At 63.0% G+C, this 18742-nt stretch carries 19 protein-coding genes, 1 tRNA gene and 1 riboswitch; of the genes, 12 read left to right on the top strand and 8 right to left on the bottom strand.

The genetic code is table 11. The annotated features are described in order from the left end of the window. The first annotated feature begins 264 nt into the window (after positions 1 to 264). From Q8S60_RS06335 to Q8S60_RS06320, 4 genes are read left to right on the top strand one after another with little or no spacing between them, the layout of a single operon-like run. On the top strand, positions 265 to 1476 hold the full coding sequence (locus Q8S60_RS06335; RefSeq protein WP_305275828.1) for an aspartate aminotransferase family protein: 1212 nt from the start codon (positions 265 to 267) through the stop codon (positions 1474 to 1476). Beyond that, positions 1473 to 2414, top strand: coding sequence for an ornithine carbamoyltransferase (argF, locus tag Q8S60_RS06330; protein WP_305275829.1), 942 nt, complete (start codon positions 1473 to 1475; stop codon positions 2412 to 2414). The genes Q8S60_RS06335 and argF overlap by 4 nt, the downstream gene beginning before the upstream one ends. 25 nt (positions 2415 to 2439) lie before the next feature. Further along, a complete protein-coding gene (locus Q8S60_RS06325; protein WP_305275830.1) occupies positions 2440 to 3399 on the top strand; it encodes an Hsp33 family molecular chaperone in 960 nt (319 codons plus the stop codon). Beyond that, positions 3396 to 4022, top strand: a complete 627-nt coding sequence (locus tag Q8S60_RS06320; RefSeq protein ID WP_305275831.1) for a hypothetical protein — start codon at positions 3396 to 3398, stop codon at positions 4020 to 4022. The genes Q8S60_RS06325 and Q8S60_RS06320 overlap by 4 nt, the downstream gene beginning before the upstream one ends. Before the next feature lie 197 nt (positions 4023 to 4219). On the opposite strand, the gene argE is transcribed toward Q8S60_RS06320, so the two are convergent. From argE to metZ, 3 genes are all read right to left on the bottom strand, one after another. After that, entirely contained in the window at positions 4220 to 5398 is a 1179-nt protein-coding gene (gene argE / locus Q8S60_RS06315) for an acetylornithine deacetylase (protein WP_305275832.1), read from the bottom strand. Positions 5399 to 5500: 102 nt separating this feature from the next. Then, entirely contained in the window at positions 5501 to 5893 is a 393-nt protein-coding gene (gene apaG / locus Q8S60_RS06310) for a Co2+/Mg2+ efflux protein ApaG (protein ID WP_305275833.1), read from the bottom strand. Positions 5894 to 6082: 189 nt separating this feature from the next. Continuing rightward, the gene (gene metZ, locus Q8S60_RS06305) at positions 6083 to 7273 is read right to left on the bottom strand and encodes an O-succinylhomoserine sulfhydrylase (protein ID WP_305275834.1); all 1191 of its coding nucleotides are present in this window, start codon (positions 7271 to 7273) and stop codon (positions 6083 to 6085) included. 38 nt (positions 7274 to 7311) lie between these two features. Beyond that, positions 7312 to 7391, bottom strand: a riboswitch (SAM riboswitch). A gap of 201 nt (positions 7392 to 7592) precedes the next feature. On the opposite strand from metZ, the gene Q8S60_RS06300 reads away from it, so the two are divergent. The 3 genes from Q8S60_RS06300 to Q8S60_RS06290 are packed head-to-tail and all read left to right on the top strand — an operon-like array spanning position 7593 to position 9787. Next, on the top strand, positions 7593 to 8681 hold the full coding sequence (locus Q8S60_RS06300) for a 2'-deoxycytidine 5'-triphosphate deaminase (protein ID WP_370867265.1): 1089 nt from the start codon (positions 7593 to 7595) through the stop codon (positions 8679 to 8681). Between the two features lie 3 nt (positions 8682 to 8684). Beyond that, positions 8685 to 9065: a CidA/LrgA family protein gene (locus Q8S60_RS06295; RefSeq protein ID WP_305275836.1), complete on the top strand. Its 381-nt coding sequence runs from the start codon at positions 8685 to 8687 to the stop codon at positions 9063 to 9065. Then, complete coding sequence (locus tag Q8S60_RS06290) at positions 9062 to 9787, top strand: LrgB family protein (protein WP_305275837.1); 726 nt, start codon at positions 9062 to 9064, stop codon at positions 9785 to 9787. The genes Q8S60_RS06295 and Q8S60_RS06290 overlap by 4 nt, the downstream gene beginning before the upstream one ends. An 84-nt stretch (positions 9788 to 9871) precedes the next feature. Here Q8S60_RS06290 and Q8S60_RS06285 read toward each other — a convergent pair whose 3' ends face one another. Together Q8S60_RS06285 and Q8S60_RS06280 are read right to left on the bottom strand one after the other, a co-directional pair. Beyond that, positions 9872 to 10288 carry a hypothetical protein gene (locus Q8S60_RS06285; protein ID WP_305275838.1) on the bottom strand — a complete coding sequence of 139 codons (417 nt, stop codon included), beginning with the start codon at positions 10286 to 10288 and terminating at the stop codon, positions 9872 to 9874. 158 nt (positions 10289 to 10446) lie between these two features. Further along, entirely contained in the window at positions 10447 to 11439 is a 993-nt protein-coding gene (locus Q8S60_RS06280) for a radical SAM protein (RefSeq protein ID WP_305275839.1), read from the bottom strand. A 52-nt stretch (positions 11440 to 11491) separates the two neighbouring features. On the opposite strand from Q8S60_RS06280, the gene Q8S60_RS06275 reads away from it, so the two are divergent. The 3 genes from Q8S60_RS06275 (at position 11492) to Q8S60_RS06265 (ending at position 12824) form a co-directional block, all read left to right on the top strand. Then, positions 11492 to 12511, top strand: a complete 1020-nt coding sequence (locus Q8S60_RS06275) for a DUF2804 domain-containing protein (RefSeq protein ID WP_305275840.1) — start codon at positions 11492 to 11494, stop codon at positions 12509 to 12511. Between the two features lie 44 nt (positions 12512 to 12555). Continuing rightward, positions 12556 to 12629, top strand: a tRNA-Gly gene (locus Q8S60_RS06270). Between the two features lie 69 nt (positions 12630 to 12698). Then, positions 12699 to 12824 carry a hypothetical protein gene (locus Q8S60_RS06265; RefSeq protein WP_305275841.1) on the top strand — a complete coding sequence of 42 codons (126 nt, stop codon included), beginning with the start codon at positions 12699 to 12701 and terminating at the stop codon, positions 12822 to 12824. A gap of 32 nt (positions 12825 to 12856) precedes the next feature. Here the strand turns inward: Q8S60_RS06265 and Q8S60_RS06260 are convergent, their stop codons facing one another. Then, complete coding sequence (locus Q8S60_RS06260) at positions 12857 to 13720, bottom strand: SDR family oxidoreductase (protein ID WP_305275842.1); 864 nt, start codon at positions 13718 to 13720, stop codon at positions 12857 to 12859. A 24-nt stretch (positions 13721 to 13744) separates the two neighbouring features. Continuing rightward, positions 13745 to 14368 carry a flavodoxin family protein gene (locus Q8S60_RS06255; RefSeq protein ID WP_305275843.1) on the bottom strand — a complete coding sequence of 208 codons (624 nt, stop codon included), beginning with the start codon at positions 14366 to 14368 and terminating at the stop codon, positions 13745 to 13747. A 193-nt stretch (positions 14369 to 14561) separates the two neighbouring features. On the opposite strand from Q8S60_RS06255, the gene Q8S60_RS06250 reads away from it, so the two are divergent. Next, entirely contained in the window at positions 14562 to 15929 is a 1368-nt protein-coding gene (locus Q8S60_RS06250; protein WP_305275844.1) for an NAD(P)/FAD-dependent oxidoreductase, read from the top strand. Here Q8S60_RS06250 and Q8S60_RS06245 read toward each other — a convergent pair. After that, a complete protein-coding gene (locus Q8S60_RS06245) occupies positions 15926 to 16543 on the bottom strand; it encodes a hypothetical protein (RefSeq protein ID WP_305275845.1) in 618 nt (205 codons plus the stop codon). The genes Q8S60_RS06250 and Q8S60_RS06245 overlap by 4 nt on opposite strands. Before the next feature lie 226 nt (positions 16544 to 16769). On the opposite strand from Q8S60_RS06245, the gene Q8S60_RS06240 reads away from it, so the two are divergent. Next, on the top strand, positions 16770 to 18742 hold a 1973-nt coding region (locus Q8S60_RS06240), incomplete at its 3' end, for a choline BCCT transporter BetT (protein ID WP_305668436.1).

Here is an 18742-nt window from a genome sequence, read left to right as displayed (position 1 = left end):
GCTTTTTCTATTTGGCTTGCGGTTCCGGGAACCGGCGGGAAGCCCCCGAAAGGGGTTTGAAGGTGATCGAAATGATCCTGAGCGGGAAACGACGAGGCTGACAACGAGAAGACCGCGCCCCGAAAGGGCAGCGGTTTGCAGGAAACTGCTGTCTCGCCAGGTCTGTCCGGAGCCCGCCCGCCGCGCGAAAAGCCCGCGGCGTTCTCCCCGTCATTCCAGCGAAACAGTGCGCCCGATAGAATATGTGAGAAGGATACGATTCCCGTGATTACGCCTGTTTTGCCGACCTATGCGCGGGCCGACCTCGAATTCGAGCGGGGCGAGGGCCCTTACCTCATCACCGCCGATGGCGAGCGCTATCTCGACTTCGGCGCCGGCATCGCCGTCAACGCCTTCGGCCACGCCCACCCCCATCTCGTCTCCGCGCTGGCGGAGCAAGCCGGCAAGGTCTGGCATACCTCGAACGTCTACCGCATTCCCGGCCAGGAAAAGCTCGCCCGCCGGCTCGTCGAGGCGACCTTCGCCGACACCGTCTTCTTCACCAATTCAGGCGCCGAAGCCCTCGAATGCGCGATCAAGATGGCGCGGAAATACCATGCGGCGGGCGGCGCGCCCGAGCGCTACGAACTCATCACCATGGAAGGCGCCTTCCACGGGCGGACGCTCGCGACCATCGCGGCCGGCGGCCAGAAGAAATATCTCGAAGGCTTCGGCCCCGCGATGCCCGGCTTCCCGCAAGTTCCCTTCGGCGACCTGAAGGCGCTGAAGGCGGCGATCGGCCCGGCGACGGCCGGCATCCTCATCGAGCCGATCCAGGGCGAAGGCGGTATCCGCGTTCTCCCGCCTGAAGATTTGCGCCGCATCCGCGAGATGTGCGACGAGGCCGGCATCCTGCTCGTGTTCGACGAGGTGCAGACCGGCATGGGCCGCACGGGCACGCTCTTCGCGCATGAACTCGCAGGCGTCACGCCGGACATCATGGCGATCGCCAAGGCGCTGGGCGGCGGCTTCCCCGTCGGCGCCTGCCTCGCGACGGAAGAAGCCGCGCGTGGCATGACGGCCGGCACCCACGGTTCGACCTTCGGCGGCAACCCGCTGGCGATGGCTGTCGCAAACGCGGTCATGGACCTCGTGCTCGACGAAAAGTTCCTGCCGCATGTACGCATGCTTGGCCTGAAGCTGCGTCAGAAGCTTGCGATGCTGGCGGACCGCTATCCCCGCATCATCGAGGACGTGCGGGGCGAAGGCCTCATGCTCGGCATCAAATGCCGTGTGCCGAACACCGATCTCGTCGCTGCCCTTCGCACCGAAAAGCTGCTGGCTGTCGGCGCGGGCGATAATGTCGTGCGGTTGCTGCCGCCGCTCACCATCGAGGAAAGCCATCTCGACGAGGCGATGGAAAAGCTCGGCCATGCCTGTGCGGCGCTCGACGCCGCGCTCGACAAGGATGCGAAGGTTGCGGGAGCCAAGTCATGACCGAAGCCATGAGCCCGCGTCATTTCCTCGATCTCGACAGCATCGCGCCGGTCGACATTCGCACCATTCTCGAAAACGCGAAGAAGCGCAAGCAGGCGCGCGACGGCAAGGGGCAGGCGGAGCCGGATGGCGACCGTCCGCTCGATGGCCGGCTTCTCGCCATGATTTTCGAAAAGCCGTCCACGCGGACGCGCGTTTCCTTCGACGTCGCAATGCGCCAGCTTGGCGGCGAGACGCTGCTGTTGAACGGCGGCGACACGCAGCTCGGCCGTGGCGAGACGATTGCAGATACGGCGCGCGTTCTTTCCCGCTACGTGGATGCGATCATGATCCGCACTACCGATCACGAACACCTGATGGAGCTCGCGGAGCATGCAACGGTGCCGGTCATCAACGGCCTCACCAACCGCTCGCATCCCTGCCAGCTGATGGCGGACATCATGACGTTCGAGGAACACAAGGGACCGATCAAGGGCCGTCGCGTCGCATGGGTCGGCGACGGGAATAATGTCGTCACGTCATGGATACAGGCCGCAACGCAGCTCGAGTTCGAATTGCGCATCGCTTGTCCGCCGGAACTTTCTCCCGTGCCCGAAGCGCTCGATTGGGCAAAGTCGAAAGGCGCGAAGATCGTCGTCACCACCGATCCCCTGGAGGCGGTGAAGGACGTCGATTGCGTAAACACCGACACATGGGTTTCGATGGGCGACAGCGTGGAAACGGCGTCGCGGCGCCACAACCTCCTCGCACCTTATCAGGTCAACCCGAGCTTGATGGCGGCGGCCGGCAAGGATGCGATCTTCATGCATTGCCTGCCCGCGCATCGCGGCGAGGAAATGACGGCGGATGTGATCGACGGCCCGGCTTCGGTCGTCTTCGATGAAGCGGAAAACCGCCTGCACGCCCAGAAAGGCGTATTGGCGTGGTGTTTCCAATGATCCGTCCGAAGATCGGATTCAGTCAGTGAGCAGTATCGAAGGCACCGGTATCGACGACCTTGTGCAGCCGTTCCAGATCGAGGATCTGGGAATTCGCGGCCGCGTTGTGCGCCTCGGTCCGCTGGTCGACCGGGTGCTCACGGCCCACGCCTATCCCGAACCGGTTTCCCGGCTCCTCGGCGAGGCGCTGGCGCTGACGGCGATGATCGGCTCGGCGCTCAAGTTCAACGGCCGCTTCATCCTCCAGACGCAGAGCAAAGGCCCCGTTTCCCTGCTGGTGGCCGATTATGAATCGCCCGGCAAACTGCGCGGCTATGCGCAGATGGACGAGGAACGGCTGGCGGACGCTTTGAAGGATGGCCGGACGACCGCCGCTGATCTGATGGGCGACGGCTACCTGGCCCTGACGATCGATCAGGGCGCCGATATGGAGCGCTATCAGGGTATCGTCGCGCTCGACCCGAAGGGCCTCAGCCACAGCGCCCACGAATATTTCGCGAGTTCGGAACAGGTGGCGACACGCATCCGCATTGCGGCCGGGCCCTTCTATCACCGCGAGGCATCGGGCCCGGAGAAGAACTGGCGTGCCGGCGCGATCATGATCCAGCATATCCCGCGCGAGGGCGGCCTGACCGGCTACCGGGAGGACGAGGAAGAACGCCCCGTCACGGAGGAAGAGGAAAACTGGAACCGCGCCTCGATACTGCTCGACACGGTCGAAGACCACGAACTTCTGGACCCCTCACTCGAACCGAACCGGCTTCTCTTCCGGCTGTTCCACGAGGACGGCGTGCGCGCTTATGAACCCGCCCCCGTCGAATTCTCCTGCCATTGCTCACGTGAGCGGATGGAAAGCGTCCTGCGCTCTTTCGACGGTCACGAAATCGACGAAATGGTGCAGGATGGTGTAATTACGGCTACATGCGAGTTCTGCAGCGAAGTCTATGTCTTCGCACCGGACGAATTGAAAGAGGATCGGAATTGACCCGGGTCGAGAAAAGCGCCTTCTCCATGCTGCGCCGTCTGGGCGCGGTCGTTTTCCTCGGCTTTCTGGCCGCAGCCTGCGCAAAGGAGCCGCCCGCTCCCGCAGCGCCATCGTCCGTTTCCTTTGAGGCGCGGCCCGCGATCCGCATGAATATTGCTTCCGTGTCCGTCGACAGTCGCTTCACGCCCTCCGGCCGGGAGCCCTATGTCGAACATCTGCACCGTGTTTCGCCGTCGAGCATTGCCCAGGCTTGGGCGCGGGCCCGCCTCGTGACCACCGGCAACCGGGGCACGGCAACGCTCACCGTTCTCGACGGAACGGTGATTTCCGAGACCCTGCAGAAGAAGGGCGGCCTCACCGGCGTTTTCGGCGACCAGCTCGATACACGTCTGAAGGCCCGTCTCAAGGCACGCCTGACCGTGGATCTGCCCGGTCCGAACGCCGGCGACTTCAATTCGTGGACGGCGGATGTGGACGCAAATGCCGAGCGCACGATCCTGGAAAGCGCAAGCCTCAATGAGCGCGACGCCGCCTATGCCGCGCTGATGCAGTCGCTGGCAGCGAAGTTCGACGCGGCGCTGACCGCCGAGATAGAGCGCAGCATGGGCCCGGTCCTGCGCTAGAAGGCCGCGGCTTTGCCAACTGGTCGATGGGATTTGGGAAAATCTCCCATGGCCATCCCGCCGGGGAGGATCTCCCGTTCGACATTGCCGAGCTTGCGCAAAACCCGGCCATTCTTTCGGTCGGAGAAAAATCCCCGGAGCTTCTGTCTTTCATGCGGTCGCTTTACGCCGCACGCAACATGCGCGGCGCTCCGGAACTAAACCGGTCGGCCTGACACAAAATCCGCCAGCCGCTTCATGAAGCGCTCGCATTCCGCGATCTGCGATAATTCCACGAATTCGTCCGGCTTGTGCGCCTGTGCGATATCCCCCGGACCGCAGACGACGGTCGGGATGTCGGCAAGCTGAAAAAGCCCGGCTTCCGTGTTGTAGGAGACGGCCTCGGCCGAATTGCACTGCGCGAGCTTCATCACAAGCGTCTCGCCGGGATCGCCGTCCCGTGCGCCGAGACCTGGAGATTGCGCCCGCGTTGCCGTCTCGATCTGTGCGCCCGGAAAGACGGCGCGCATGCGCGGCAGCACCTGCTCCTCCGCGAAGGCATTGAACCGCGCGATGATCTCGGATGGATCGGCATCCGGCAGCGGGCGATACTCCCAGAGGAAGGAACAGCTCTTCGGAATGATGTTGACGGCTGTACCTCCCTTTATGAGGCCAACACTGATCGTCGTGAAGGGCGGACTGAAGCGCCCCGAAGCGTCACCGCGCTCGCGCATCTCGCCGGCGAGCTTCATCAGGAAGGAGATCAGCTCCGCCGCATACTGGATGGCGCTCACGCCGAGATGCGTCTGGCTCGAATGGAATTCGAGACCCGTGACCTTGGTGTTGTAGGACTGGATGCCCTTGTGCGCGTTCACGACCTTCATGGATGAAGGCTCGCCGACGATGACCACCTGCGGTTTCGGCATGGTGCGGATGATGCTGTCGATCATCGGCCGCACGCCGAGACACCCTACTTCCTCATCGTAGGAAAGCGCGAAATGGACCGGCACCTGCGGTCCCCCTTTCAGGAATTCCGGCACGGAGGCGAGCGCAATGGCGATAAAGCTCTTCATGTCGCTCGTGCCGCGTCCGAACAACTTTCCCTCGCGCTCGACCACGGAAAAGGGATCGCTCGACCAGTCCTGCCCTTCGACCGGCACGACATCCGTATGCCCCGAAAGGACGATGCCGCCTGGCTGGTCCGCAGGTCCGAGCGTCGCAAACAGATTGGCCTTCGTTCCGTCCTCGTTCATCACCCGGCGGGACGCCACGCCGTGGCTCGCGAGATAAGCCTCGACGAACTCGATGAGCGCGAGGTTGGAGAGATGGCTCGTCGTATCGAAAGAGACGAGTTTCCCGATCATCTCGCGGGGCGTGAAGCGTTGCGGTGCGGACATGGGATGATGGAGCTTCCGGCTGCAGGCGTAGAGGGAACGCGGTTGTGTGCGTCAGTCTAGCGTGGCGGGAAGCGGGAAGCGAGGAGGGGAAGGGTGCCTGATTTAGTGCAGCATCCGCTTGGCATAAGGGCTGTCGAGCGAGAAAGCCGGAATATCGACCTCGAACTTCTCGCCCTCTTCCGTCTCCATCTCGTAATTGCCGAACATGATGCCGGACGGTGCGCCGAGCGGCGTACCGCTTGTGTATTCGAATTTGTCTCCGGGGCGCAGCAGCGGCTGCTCGCCGACGACGCCGGGGCCGCGCACCTCATGCACATGGCCGGTCGCATCGGTGATCTTCCAGTAGCGCGCGCGCAGGCGAACCGTTTCCGGGCCCTTGTTCTCGATCGTCACATGATAGGCCCAGACATAATAATCCTGGTCGGGCTCCGACTGATCCTCGAGATAAGTCGGCTCGACAAGAATATTTATCGAACGGGTCATGGCGCTATACATCGGCGATCCTTGCGCGAAAGCGTCGGGTTGTGCGGGGCCGTACCTTCTGGTTGCGACCCTGCGAGGGATATGTGCCGCATGAGGCCGCCGGCAAGTGCCGCGCAAACCTCCCCCCGCAGGATTAACACCCTAGCGGGGACCCTCTAACTTCCTCTTAACAGACGGCATTTTTAGGGCGATACGGCTCTGTCAGGCCAGCGCCCGCTCCATATCCTCGATCAGGTCGCCCGAATCCTCCAGCCCGACCGAGAGCCGGACAAGGCCCTCCCCGATCCCGAGTTCCGCCCGCGCTTCCGGCGTGAGCCGCTGATGGGTGGTCGTTGCCGGGTGCGTAATGAGGCTCTTGGCATCGCCCAGGTTGTTGGAAATCTTGATGACTTGAAGCGCATTGGCGAAGCGGAAGGCACCCGCCTTGCCGCCCTTCACCTCGAAGGCGACCATATTGCCGCCGGCATCCATCTGGCTCATGGCGAGGTTGTGCTGCGGGTGGCTCGGCAGGCCCGGATAGAAGACGCGCTCGATGCCCTTGTGGCCTTCGAGAAAGCGGGCGACGGCTTCGGCGCCCCGCGCATGCTCCCGGACGCGAAGATCGAGTGTCTCGAGGCTCTTCAGCATCACCCAGGCATTGAAGGGGCTGAGGCTCGGTCCGGTCTGCCGCAGGAAATTCGCGAGGTAGTCGGTGATGAACTGCTGGCCCGCAAGCACGATGCCGCCGAGGCAGCGGCCCTGACCGTCGATATGCTTGGTCGCCGAATAGATGACGACATCGGCGCCGAGTTCCAGCGGCCGCTGCAGGACGGGCGTCGCAAAGACGTTGTCGACCATGAGCAGCGCGCCGGCGGCATGGGCGATCTCCGCTACCGCCTTGATGTCGATGATCTCGAGCGTCGGGTTCGAGGGCGTTTCGAGGAAGAACACCTTGGTATTCGGCTGCACGGCGTTCTTCCATGCGTCGAGATCGCGCCCGTCGACCAGCGTCGAGGTCACGCCGAAACGCGGCAGCAGATCTTCCACGATGTAGCGGCACGAACCGAAAAGCGCGCGGGAGGAAAGAACGTGATCCCCCGCCTTGAGGTAACAGAGCATCGCGGAGGTGACGGCGGCCATGCCGGTCGCGGTCGCGCGTGCGTCTTCCGCGCCTTCGAGCTCGGTCATCCGCTCCTCGAAGCTCCGCACCGTCGGGTTGGAGAAGCGGCTATAGACGAAGCCCGGCTCCTCGTTCTTGAAGCGGCGCTCGGCGGCCTCCATCGACTCGTAGACATAGCCGGAGGTCAGGAACATGGCCTCGCTCGTCTCGCCGAAGGGCGTGCGGTTTGTGCCGCCGTGAACGGCTTCTGTCCGGGGCCGCAGCTTCCGGCCGTCGCGTGTCGTCTTGCTCATCTGGGCCACCCCAATAAAAAACCCCGACCTGGCGGATCGGGGCTCGCGTCCCGACCTTTTTAGCGATTTATTTAACGTGGCCGCAAGCCGGTCGGCTCAAATCACCACGAGTTCGCGCGCATTAAAGGGCGCGAGGGGTCATTCGTCAAGGCCACCATGCCTCGCCCCTTTCCCCGCCCGGTGGCGCCAACTATAAACAGGACATGCGATCGGCAGGCGGCGGCAGGCTCCGTCCGGAAGGCTAGACTTCATGACCAAGGCGGCGAACGATCTTTTTCCCAATCACAGCGACGAGCCGCGCCGCGTCGGCCCCGGCCAGATGCACGCGACCGGCATCCTGCCCTCGCATGGCATCCAGGCGCTGATCCGCGAAAAGGAAATCTGGGGCGGCCTGGAGATCGATCCGGGCCAGATCCAGCCCGCGAGCCTCGACCTGCGCCTCGGCACCACGGCCTACCGCCTTCGCGCTTCCTTCCTGCCGGGCCCCGAGCATGGCGTGATGGAGCGCGTCGAGGAACTGATGCTCCACAGGATCGACCTGACCGACGGCGCGGTGCTCGAAACCGGTTGCGTCTATCTCGTGCCGCTCGTGGAGGCCCTCGCATTGTCCGAACGGACGTCGGCGTCGGCCAATCCGAAAAGCTCGACCGGCCGCCTCGACGTCTTCACGCGGCTCATCACCGATTTCTGCGCCGAGTTCGATCAGGTGGCGGCGGGCTACAAGGGCCATCTCTACCTGGAGATCAGCCCGCGGACCTTCCCGATCCTCGTCCGCCCCGGTTCGCGCCTCGCCCAGATACGCTTCCGCCGCGGCACCCATGTCAGTTCCGATGCGGAGATGAAGCGCCTGCATGAGGAGTTGAGGCTTGTCGACGGCGAAGCGGATATCGACGGCGGCATCGCACTCACGGTCAATCTTTCCGCCGAGACCGAAGACGAGGTCGTCGGCTATCGCGCCAAGCGCCACTCCGGTGTCATAGATATCGACAAGGTCGGCGTCTATGACGTCCGCGACTTCTGGGACGCAGTCCATGTCCGCCCTGGCAAGGGACTTATTCTGGACCCGGACGAATTCTATATTCTCGCCTCCCGCGAAGCGTTGCACATCCCGGCGACGCATGCCGCCGAGATGGTGCCCTACAACCCGCTGGTAGGCGAATTCCGTGTGCATTACGCGGGCTTCTTCGATCCGGGCTTCGGCGCGCGCGAGGCGGGCGGGGCGGGCAGCCGCATCGTGCTGGAGGTCCGCTCCCACGAAGTCCCCTTCATCCTCGAACACGGCCAGATCATCGGCCGCTTCGTGCTGGAGCGCCTGACCGACCGTCCGACAGTCCTCTACGGCGCCGGCCTCGGTTCCAACTACCAGCGTCAGGGCCTGAAGCTTTCGAAGCATTTCAGGGCGAAATAGATAGTGTCGCGCCCGCCGCTTCGTCTCCTCTGCGCCTTTGCCGTCCTCGTCGCCTGCGATCTCGCGGGGAAGCTCTTCGCCTATGCGCTGAAGCTGCCGGTGCCCGGCACCGTGATCGGCATTCTGATCCTGCTGGCCGGGCTCATCGCGTTGCGCCGTGTGCCCGCCGACCTGAAACATGTAAGCGATTTCCTGCTCGCTCATCTCAATTTCTTCTACATTCCCGCAGGCGTCGGCGTGATGGCCTATGCGGCGCTGCTCGCCGACGACCTCTGGCCGATCCTCGTCGCGCTCTTCGCGAGCACCTTCCTTGCAATGCTCGCGGCCGGGCTTGCCTTCCAATGGACGTCCCGCCTCACGCGCGGCAAGGACGGCGATGCATGAGCGATATCGGCATCAAGCTCATATACTGGGACAGGGTTTTCGAGGCCGGTTTCTGGATTCTGCTGACCCTCTTCTTCTACTACCTCGCGCTTCGCATCCAGCGCGCGCTTGGCGGAACGCCGCTTGCCAATCCGGTTCTTCTCGCATCGGCGCCGATCATCGCCCTGCTTTCTGCGGCGGATATCTGGGTCGGTGACTATATGGGTGGCGGTCAGGCGCTCATCTGGCTTCTGGGCCCGGCAACGGTCGGGCTCGCGGTGCCGCTCTATCGCAACTTCGCGCGCGTCCGTTCGGCGCTGGTTCCGATGGCCGTTTCGCTTGTCGTGGGATCGGCGGTCGCCGTGCTCTCTGCCGTCCTCATTGGCGACGCGATGGGCGCGAGCATGGAAACGGTGCGCTCGCTGGCGCCGAAATCCGTGACGACACCGATCGCCATGGGGATCGCGGAGGAGATCGGCGGCTATGCCTCGCTCACCGCGGCATTCGTCATCATCACCGGCGTCATCGGTGCAGTCTTCGGCGCGGCGTTCTTCAACATGCTCCGCATCCGCGATCCCCGCGCCCGCGGTTTCGCAATGGGAATCGCCGCGCACGGCATCGGCACGGCGCGCGCTTTTCAGGAGGGCGAAGTGACGGGCACGTTCTCGGGCGTCGCCATGGCACTGAACGGCATCGTGACGGCGCTTCTTCTGCCCGCACTCTGGCTTCTTTTCGCGAGCTGATCGCACACGCCCGATGAAGAAATTGCGCGGTTGGCTACTTGTGGGGCAAGGGGGAGGGGCCAACCGCGCAACTCTACCGGAAACTCAAAGGTGGTCCGGGTTTCCGTCGTAGATGGTGAACCTCACATTCGCGACGCCCTTTGCGTCGTACCGCGTCAGCACTCCGTCCTTGTCGACATTGTAGTCGAAGCATCCGCTCGGGCGGTCCGAGCCCAGCAGGACGCAGAACTTGCCGTCCTTGATCTCCCACTGTCCCTGGTACTTCGACCAGCTTCCGGCCATGCTGCAGGCGCGCTCCGCACCGCGAATCTGGCCGCTCTCGTCGTAAAACTCGCGGAAATCGTTTTTGCCGGCGCCGCATTCGCGGTACTGGCCTTCGATCGTCTTGCCGGCAACGAGCTTCGCGACCTCTTCGCCGGTCATATAGACATCCGCAAAGGCAGCGCCAGAAACCAGGCTCACCATTGCAATACCTGCCACCAGCAGCGATTTGATGGTCATTTCCTGTCTCCCTGCTTTGTTAACGGCGAAGCCCGCAAGATTGCGAGTTCTGTCCGGTAGCAGGAGGGTCCGCCAACGGTTACGGGGGGTCATTGATTACGCTCAATGTAAAGCGGATGGGACATCCTGACGCAGACGGGAAGAATGCCGCAGCGCGCCTAACTGGCTGAACAGTTCGCGCCGCCCAGCACGCAGAACTTCGCGCAATGACGGTGATTGAGCTTTACGGGGCGCAGGCTGTCCGCAAGCGTTTCACCCATTTCGAATTGTACGTCATCGGGCAACAGCGTGCAGGCAACAATGGCAGGCCGCACTGCGTCTCTCCGCTTCACAACCATGCGGCTCGTCGCACACATCATGTCGGCCGGATCGACATGAAGAATGCCCCAGCAGGAGGTGGTGATTTCAGGCACATCCGCCTTCTCGTCCATCTCCGGAAAAAGAACGAGTGCCGCCGCATTATTCGCATCGAGCGCGATGTTCTCACGCGCGAACATTGCCGCGTATCCCGCCCGCTGCTTGTCCTCCGGTTCGCCGGATGTGGTGCGCCCGGCAACGGCAAGCGTAAAGCCATGGTCCGTGAGCCAGCGCAATCCTTCCATTGTCCTTGCAAAGCTGCCGGCGCCACGCTCCGCGTCGTGCAACGCAGCGGCATAGTGGTCGAGGCTGACGCGGAGTTTGAGCCGTCCCCCGTACTTCTCATTGAGCGCCAGAAGCCCCGCCTTGATCCTCGGGCGAAGCATGGGTTGCATGGCGTTGGTAAGGATGAGTACGGAATGCCCGCGCGCGAGCGCGTCGCCGGTCATGGCCAGCATGTCCGGGTTCATGAAGGGTTCGCCGCCGGTGAAGCCGATTTCGGGCAGCACATCCGAAAAGCCCGCCGCCTCATCGAAAAAGCGCGCCGCTTCGGCTGCGGTAATATAGGCCAGCCGGTCGTCGGTCGGGCTCGAATGGATATAGCAATTGGCGCATTCGATATTGCAGAGCGTGCCCGTGTTGATCCACAGCGTCCGCAACTCGACAAACGCCACGCTTGCGCGCGTCTCGCCCTTCGCCGTGAGCACGGGGTCGGAGAACTTTTCGCGAGGTGCGTTGTCGAGGACGGTGACCATGGCGGGAAAGTAGCATTCCCCGCGGTTCTGCCCATTCACAAATCCGCGACCCCTGTTAGGCTCAACCTGAACAAAAAAGGGGGCCTATCCGGTGCAGCATGAATTGGGCGCGGGCGAACTTCTGGACGACAAGGGCCGGCTCCGTGAGGCCGGATGGGCGCGGAGCGAAAAGCGAAGGTATCGGCGTGCCGATATTCGGGCTTCCTGGTTCCGTATCAAGGAATGGGACTACTACTGCGTCCTCGATCAGGAATGCGGCATCGCGCTGACGGTCGCCGACAATGCCTATATGGGTTTCCTGTCCGCCTCATGGCTCGATTTTTCAAAGCCGGAAGCGGTGACCGACAGCGTAACGATTCCATTCCCGCGCGGCCGCATGGGAATGCCCGAAAGCGCCGACGCGGGAGACATCGTCCAATCCCACCCGAAAATCTCGCTCGGTTTTAGCCATGAGGCGGGTGGCAGGCGCCTCACGGTCGATTGCCCCGGTTTCGCGAAAGGCCGGGGCATGAAGGGCGAGATATTCCTGTCGCAGCCGCCGATGGACCGGATGTTGATCGCGACCCCCTTCCCGGACGCGCCGCGCGCCTTCTACTACAATCAGAAGATCAATTGCATGCCGGCGGAAGGCACCGTCGAGATCGGCGGTCGCAAGCACGCATTTTCGCCAGCCTCCGCCTTCGGGGTGCTGGATTGGGGGCGGGGCGTCTGGACTTACGACAATACCTGGTATTGGGGCTCGGCCTCCGGCATCGTTGACGGACAGGCCTTTGGCTTCAATATCGGTTACGGCTTCGGCGACACCTCCGCCGCGACGGAAAACATGATTTTCATGGACGGAGTTGCCCACAAGCTGGAACACGTCACCTTTCACATTCCAAAGGGCACATATGACGGCGCACCCTGGAGCTTTTCGAGCAGCGATGGCCGCTTCGAGATGACCTTCGAACCGATCGTCGATCGTAGCGCCACCGTGGACCTGAAACTGCTGCGCTCGATCCAGCATCAGGTCTTCGGCCGCTTTTCCGGCGTGGCGGTTCTGGATGACGGCCGCCGGGTCGAAATCCGGGATTTTCTCGGTTTCGCCGAAGAGGTCGAGAACCGCTGGTAGCCTCTTGCGCAGGGGGCGCCGAAACCGTACAGAATTAGCGGCGCGCGGGTGTAGCTCAATGGCAGAGCAGAAGCTTCCCAAGCTTACGACGAGGGTTCGATTCCCTTCACCCGCTCCAGTCCCGCAAAGTCGGGAATCGTTTTCTCGGGAATATAAATTCCCCTCGCCATATGGATTGGCATTGCCGATGACCAGGAAATTGACCGTCGCGTTGCTGCTTCTGACCTTGCTGGGATTGGCCGGCTGCAACACCGTGGAGGGCCTCGGCGAGGACATCTCGGCGACGGCACGAACGATAAAAAAGCAGCTCTAGTTTCAGCTCGGTAGGCCGGCCCGACGCCGGGCTCAGCCGCCGATCAGATCGCCGCCATTCGGATGGAGCACTTGCCCCGTCATGTATGACGCGTCCTCGCAGGCAAGAAAGAGCAGCGCCGGTGCCACTTCGTTCGGCTGTCCGGGCCGTCCCAGCGGCGCACTCTTGCCGAACTCCGCAACCTTGTCCTCGGGGAAGGAAGCCGGAATAAGCGGTGTCCAGATCGGGCCGGGCGCAACGCCGTTCACGCGGATGCCCTTCTCCGCCAGATTGGACGACAGCGCCCGCACAAGCGCGAGCACCGCTCCCTTGGTCGAGGAATAGTCGAGCAACGTCGGTTGCCCGCGATAAGCCGTAACCGACGTGATGCAGACAATCGACGCGCCGCGCTTCAGATGGGGCAGCGCCGCCTGGATGACGTGGAAGCAGCCAAAGATATTGGTGCGGAAGGTCCGCTCCATCTGTTTCTCGGGAATGTCGGTTATGTCCGGCCGGTAGTGTTGCTCCGCCGCGCCGTTCACCACCACATCGAGTTGCCCGAAGGTCTCCAGCGCCTTGGCGACAAAGGCTTCGGCCACGGCCTTGTCGCCGATGTCTCCCGCCATGGAGAAGCATTCGGCGCCCTCGGCCTTTATGCGTTCGATGGTTTCCCGCGCGTCTTCCTCTTCCGTTTCGTCCTTGTAGAGGAAGCCGACCTTCGCACCTTCGCGGGCAAAGAGAATGGCGGTCGCGCGCCCGATGCCGGAATCGCCGCCGGTAATGATTGCAGCTTTTCCCTTGAGCCGTCCTGAGCCGGGAAAGCGCGGCATGTAATCCGGCGCAGGGTGCATTTGATCTTCGCTGCCGGGCTGGTGGCTTTGCTCCTGCGGTTGTGGCGCGGATTTGCTCTGCGACATGGAAAATCCTTTCTGGTTCGATGCTCACTTCACCGGCGGATAGCTCTCTGCCTTCAACTGCCGGGCGAGATGCGTCGTGTTGCGCACCAGCATGCGGATCGCCGAGGAAACAGCTTCGGGCACCTCGTCGAGGTCCTTGAAATCGGTGCTCCCCATTGCCTCGCCCACCCAATAGGCAACGGCGTTGGGCGCGAGCGTGAAACCCACATCGTTCATCGCCTGAAAGAGATCGGCGGATATGTGATGTGCACCGTCTTCATTGCCGACGACGGCGACGGCAGCGACGCGGCCATAGGAAACCATCCGGCCGCCATCGTCCTTCTCCGAGAGAAACGCATCCATCCGCTCCATTGCGCGCTTGATGATGCTCGACGGCTGTCCGAGCCACACCGGCGTTCCCGCAATCAGGATATCGGCATCCAGGATTTTCTCGCGGACAGCCGGCCACGCATCGTCTTCGCCTTCGTCCGAAGTGACGCCCGGTTTGATGTTGTGATCCGCCAGCCGCACGATTTCGCCTTGCGCATTTTCCTTTGCAAACTCCTGCAGGAGAAGCGCAAGCATGCGCTCGGTTGAGGACGGCTCGCCCGATGAGGATTTCAGGCTGCCGTTCAAGGCGAGAACTTTCAACGTTTCGGATTTGGCCATTGGAAAACATTCCTCCGTCGGGACCCTTCGATTGGGCGAACCTGTGGGGAGCAGAAAGGTTCCTCATTTCCATCTTTATGGATTTGGCGGGCATGGATCCTGCCTCCTGCCGAAGTGTTGAAGAAATTCCGGAACGCGACCCCTGCAAAAGGCGTTAGACTAAGGGGCCGTCTCGATCTGGTGGATTTCAGACATGGATACTGGCAAACATACGCGGGCCGGAAATGCCGGCCGGCCGAGGGTGGTGATCGTCGGCGGCGGTTTCGGCGGACTCTATGCGGCGCGTGGCCTCGCCGATGCGCCTGTCGATGTCGTTCTCGTCGACCGCCAGAACCATCACTGCTTCCAGCCGCTCCTCTATCAGGTGGCGACGGCGGCATTGTCTCCGGCAGATGTCGCGTGGCCTATCCGGGGCATCCTGAGAGATCAGAAAAATGCCACCGTCCTTCTCGGATCCGTGACCGGTGTCGATCCCGCCGCCCGTGTGGTGCGGACGGATGAAAAGGAAATTTCCTACGATCATCTCATCCTGGCCACGGGCTCGACCCATTCCTACTTCGGGAACGACGGCTGGGCCGAATTCGCACCGGGGCTGAAGCGCATCGAGGATGCGACGGAGATTCGCAGGCGTATCCTGTTGGCTTTCGAAAAAGCCGAACTCGCCGAAGATACGGAAAGCCGAAAGCGTCTCCTCACTTTCGTCATCGTCGGCGGCGGCCCGACGGGCGTCGAGCTTGCCGGCGCGATCAGGGATATGGCCCGCCAGACCCTTGCCACCGATTTCCGCAACATCGATGCAGGTGCCGCCCGCGTTCTCCTGGTGGAGGCGGGCTCGCGCATTCTGCCCGCCTTCTCCGAACGCCTCGCCGGCTACGCGAAAAAGGCGCTGGAGCGCCTGGGGGTTGAGGTGCTCACCGATACGAAAGTCGTCGGCTGCGATGCCGGCGGTGTCGATGTCGCGGATGACCGGATCGATGCAGCGACGATCATCTGGGCCGCCGGTGTGATCGCATCGCCCGCTGCCGTCTGGCTCGGCGCGCCCGCTCAAAAGAACGGTCAGCTTCGCGTCGCAGGCGATTTGTCGGTGCCGGGCATGACGGATGTCTACGCTATCGGCGATACGGCCACCGTACTCCAGTCCGACGGAAAGCCGGTTCCGGGTATCGCACCGGCCGCGAAGCAGATGGGAAGCTATGTTGCACAAGTCATTTCGGCGCGCGTGGGCGCGCGTCCGGCACCCGGGCCCTTCGTCTATCGCCATCGCGGCGATCTCGCGACCATCGGCAGGAAATCCGCGATCGTGCAATTGCGCCGGGTGCGCCTTACGGGTGTCGTCGCCTGGCTTTTCTGGGGCGCCGTCCACATCTTCTTCCTGATCGGCGCGCGCAATCGCATTGCCATCGCCTATAAATGGCTGTGGGACTACGTGACGCTACAGCGCGGTGCGCGCCTCATCACCGAGCCGGCACAACCGAGAACGCGCGTCGAACCGGTGGAGGAAGAACGCCGTGCCGAGGAACGCACAACGCGGACCGGCTCGGCCGGCGGCCGATCCGGCTAGCGCGCAGGCAGGCCGGGAAAGGCCCCGCCCGTCGCCGGCATACCGGCGGGCATCTTCACCGGCGCCACGCCGGGAGGAAGCTGGAAGAGCGACGGGTCCTGCGCGCCGCGTTCGAGATCGGTCAGCCGCATCGAAAATGTCCCCTGTGCGCTCGATCCTTCTGCCTTCACCGGGATGCCGTCCTCCGTCACCCAGATGGTTGCATCGCCTTTCTGGGCCGTCTGTCCCGGCAGCACGCGGTACTTCGTCGTAGGCTCTCCATCGATCGTCTCGGTGCCGATCTTTTCCGCCTCCACGCCGTCGAGCAATTTGTCGACGCCGTAATTCGCCGCTTCGGCGCGTCCCATCTCCATCGCCATGTTCATGTCCGGCATGTACATGAACATGCGTCCCTCGCCGTGCCGCAGGATGGAAATCTGCCGCATGCCCTGCATCGTCATTTCCCAGCGCTCATTGCCGTCTTCGGAATAGAGCTTGCCGGAAATCTCGCGCCCGGAGGCATTCACGATTCTGGTCGCACTGTACCCGGTGTCGGGCGGCGTCAACGTTACGGCCGATGCCGGCTGAGCAGTGGCGATGGCTGCAAAGAGTGCGGAGAGGATAAGGACGCGCATGGATAGGCCCTCCTTCTGTCGTGTGTGTGGTTGATCGGGCAAACGCTTCGCAATGCGCGTGGTGGCGGAACACGGTCGCCGTCGCTGCGTATCTTGCGGGTTGGCCTCGCGGACTGTGTGTGTAATGCTGCGCATGAAATCACATAACCTCAATTGACCGCGCGGCGATCTCCTTCGCCGTCATCGCGCTTTTTTGCCCTGAAATATTGTCCGAAAGGAGACCGTCATGGCTGCGGAAGAAACGAGCCGCAAAAAGTCGCGCCTTTTTCAGGCAAACGCTCCGGTCTTCTTCGGTTCCGCGGCCCTCATCCTCGTCGCGCTCGTCTTCGCGGCGAGCGATCCGGACGATGCCGCGACGATCTTCGCCTCCATTCAATCGTGGATCGTCCACGAGATGGGCTGGTTCTATGTCGCGTCCGTCGCAACCTTTCTGGTTTTCGCGGTTGGGGTCGCCGCGAGTTCCATGGGCGCGATCAGGCTCGGGCCGGACGATTCCGTGCCGGATTTCTCGACGGGTTCCTGGTTCGCCATGCTGTTCAGCGCCGGCATGGGCATCGGCATCATGTTCTATGGCGTCGCCGAGCCGGTCCTTCACTTCGCCCATCCGCCGCGGGGCGAAGGCGGCACGGTCGAAGCCGCGCGCAACGCGATGCAGCTTGCCTTTTTCCACTGGGGCCTCCACGCATGGGCAATCTATGCCGTGGTGGGCATGGCGCTCGCTTACTTCTCGTTTCGTCACGGCTTGCCGCTCACGGTCCGCTCGGCCCTCTATCCGCTGATCGGCGACCGCATCCATGGCTGGATGGGTCATATCGTCGACATCTTCGCCGTCTTCGGCACGATGTTCGGCGTCGCGACGTCGTTGGGCCTCGGCGTGATGCAAGTGAATGCCGGCCTCAACTATCTCTTCGGCATCGACATGTCGGTCGGCGTGCAACTGACGCTGATCGCCGGCATCACGTTACTGGCGACGGGCTCCGTCGCCTCCGGCATCAACGCAGGTATCAGGCGTCTCTCCGAACTCAACCTCGTGCTCGCACTGTCGCTCATGCTTTTCGTTCTGGTCGTCGGCCCGACGGTCTTCCTGCTCCAGGCCGCCATGCAGAATACCGGCGGTTACCTCAGCGAACTCATCGGCAAGACGTTCACCCTCTATGCCTACCAGCCGAATGACTGGATCGGCAGCTGGACGCTCTTTTACTGGGGCTGGTGGATATCCTGGTCGCCTTTCGTCGGAATGTTCATCGCGCGCATTTCGCGCGGCCGCACGATCCGTCAGTTCGTGATCGGCGTCCTGCTGGTGCCGTCCGGCTTCACCTTTCTCTGGTTCACCGTATTCGGCAACACCGCGCTCGCCATGCAACTCGACGGCACCGCCCAGATGGTGGAAGCCGTGCAGGCGGATGTTGCCGTGGCGCTCTTCCAGTTTCTCGGCCATCTTCCCTTTGCCGGCATCTCGATGATCGTTGCGACGCTTCTCGTCGTCACCTTCTTCGTCACCTCGTCGGATTCCGGCAGCCTCGTCATCGACATCATCACCTCGGGCGGCAACCCGGAGCCGCCCGTCTGGCAGCGCATCTTCTGGGCACTGATGGAAGGCGTGGTCGCCGCCGTTCTGCTCCTCGCCGGCGGTCTCGCCGCGTTGCAGACGGGCGCCATTGCGAGCGCCCTTCCTCTCGCGGCCATTCTGCTCGTGGTCTGCTACGGCCTCTTCACCGCGCTTCGCCAGGAAACACGCCGCCAGCAGAGCCTCCAGTTTGGCATACCGGTTGTGGCAAGCCACCCGCCTCTCGCCTGGAAGCGGCGGCTCGGCACGCTCCTGCATCAGCCGACGCGCGAGCGTGCGCTCGTCTTCATGCGCGATATCGTCACCCCCGCGCTCAACGACGTTGCCGCCGAAATTCGCGGTCGCGGTCTCGATGCGGATGTGAGCGTTTCCCCGGACGAAGTGCGGCTCACGGTCGGGCATGGCGCCAGCGACGATTTCCTCTATGGCGTCGCGCTGCGCAGTGTGCCCGTTCCGAGCTTCGCCGTCACCGCGCTCGAGGGCGAACGCGAGGGGCCGGATCATACATGGCGCGCCGAAGCCGCCTTGCGCGAAGGTGGCCAGCGCTACGACATCATGGGTTATACGAGGGAGCAGGTGATCGCCGACCTTCTCGGCCAGTATGAGCGCCATATGCACTACCTGAACCTGCA

This window comes from Parvibaculum sp. (assembly GCF_030694575.1).
Classification (GTDB): domain Bacteria; phylum Pseudomonadota; class Alphaproteobacteria; order Parvibaculales; family Parvibaculaceae; genus Parvibaculum.
The sequence above is the reverse complement of the archived record's forward strand: the minus strand, read 5'-3'. Positions and strand labels throughout refer to the sequence as shown.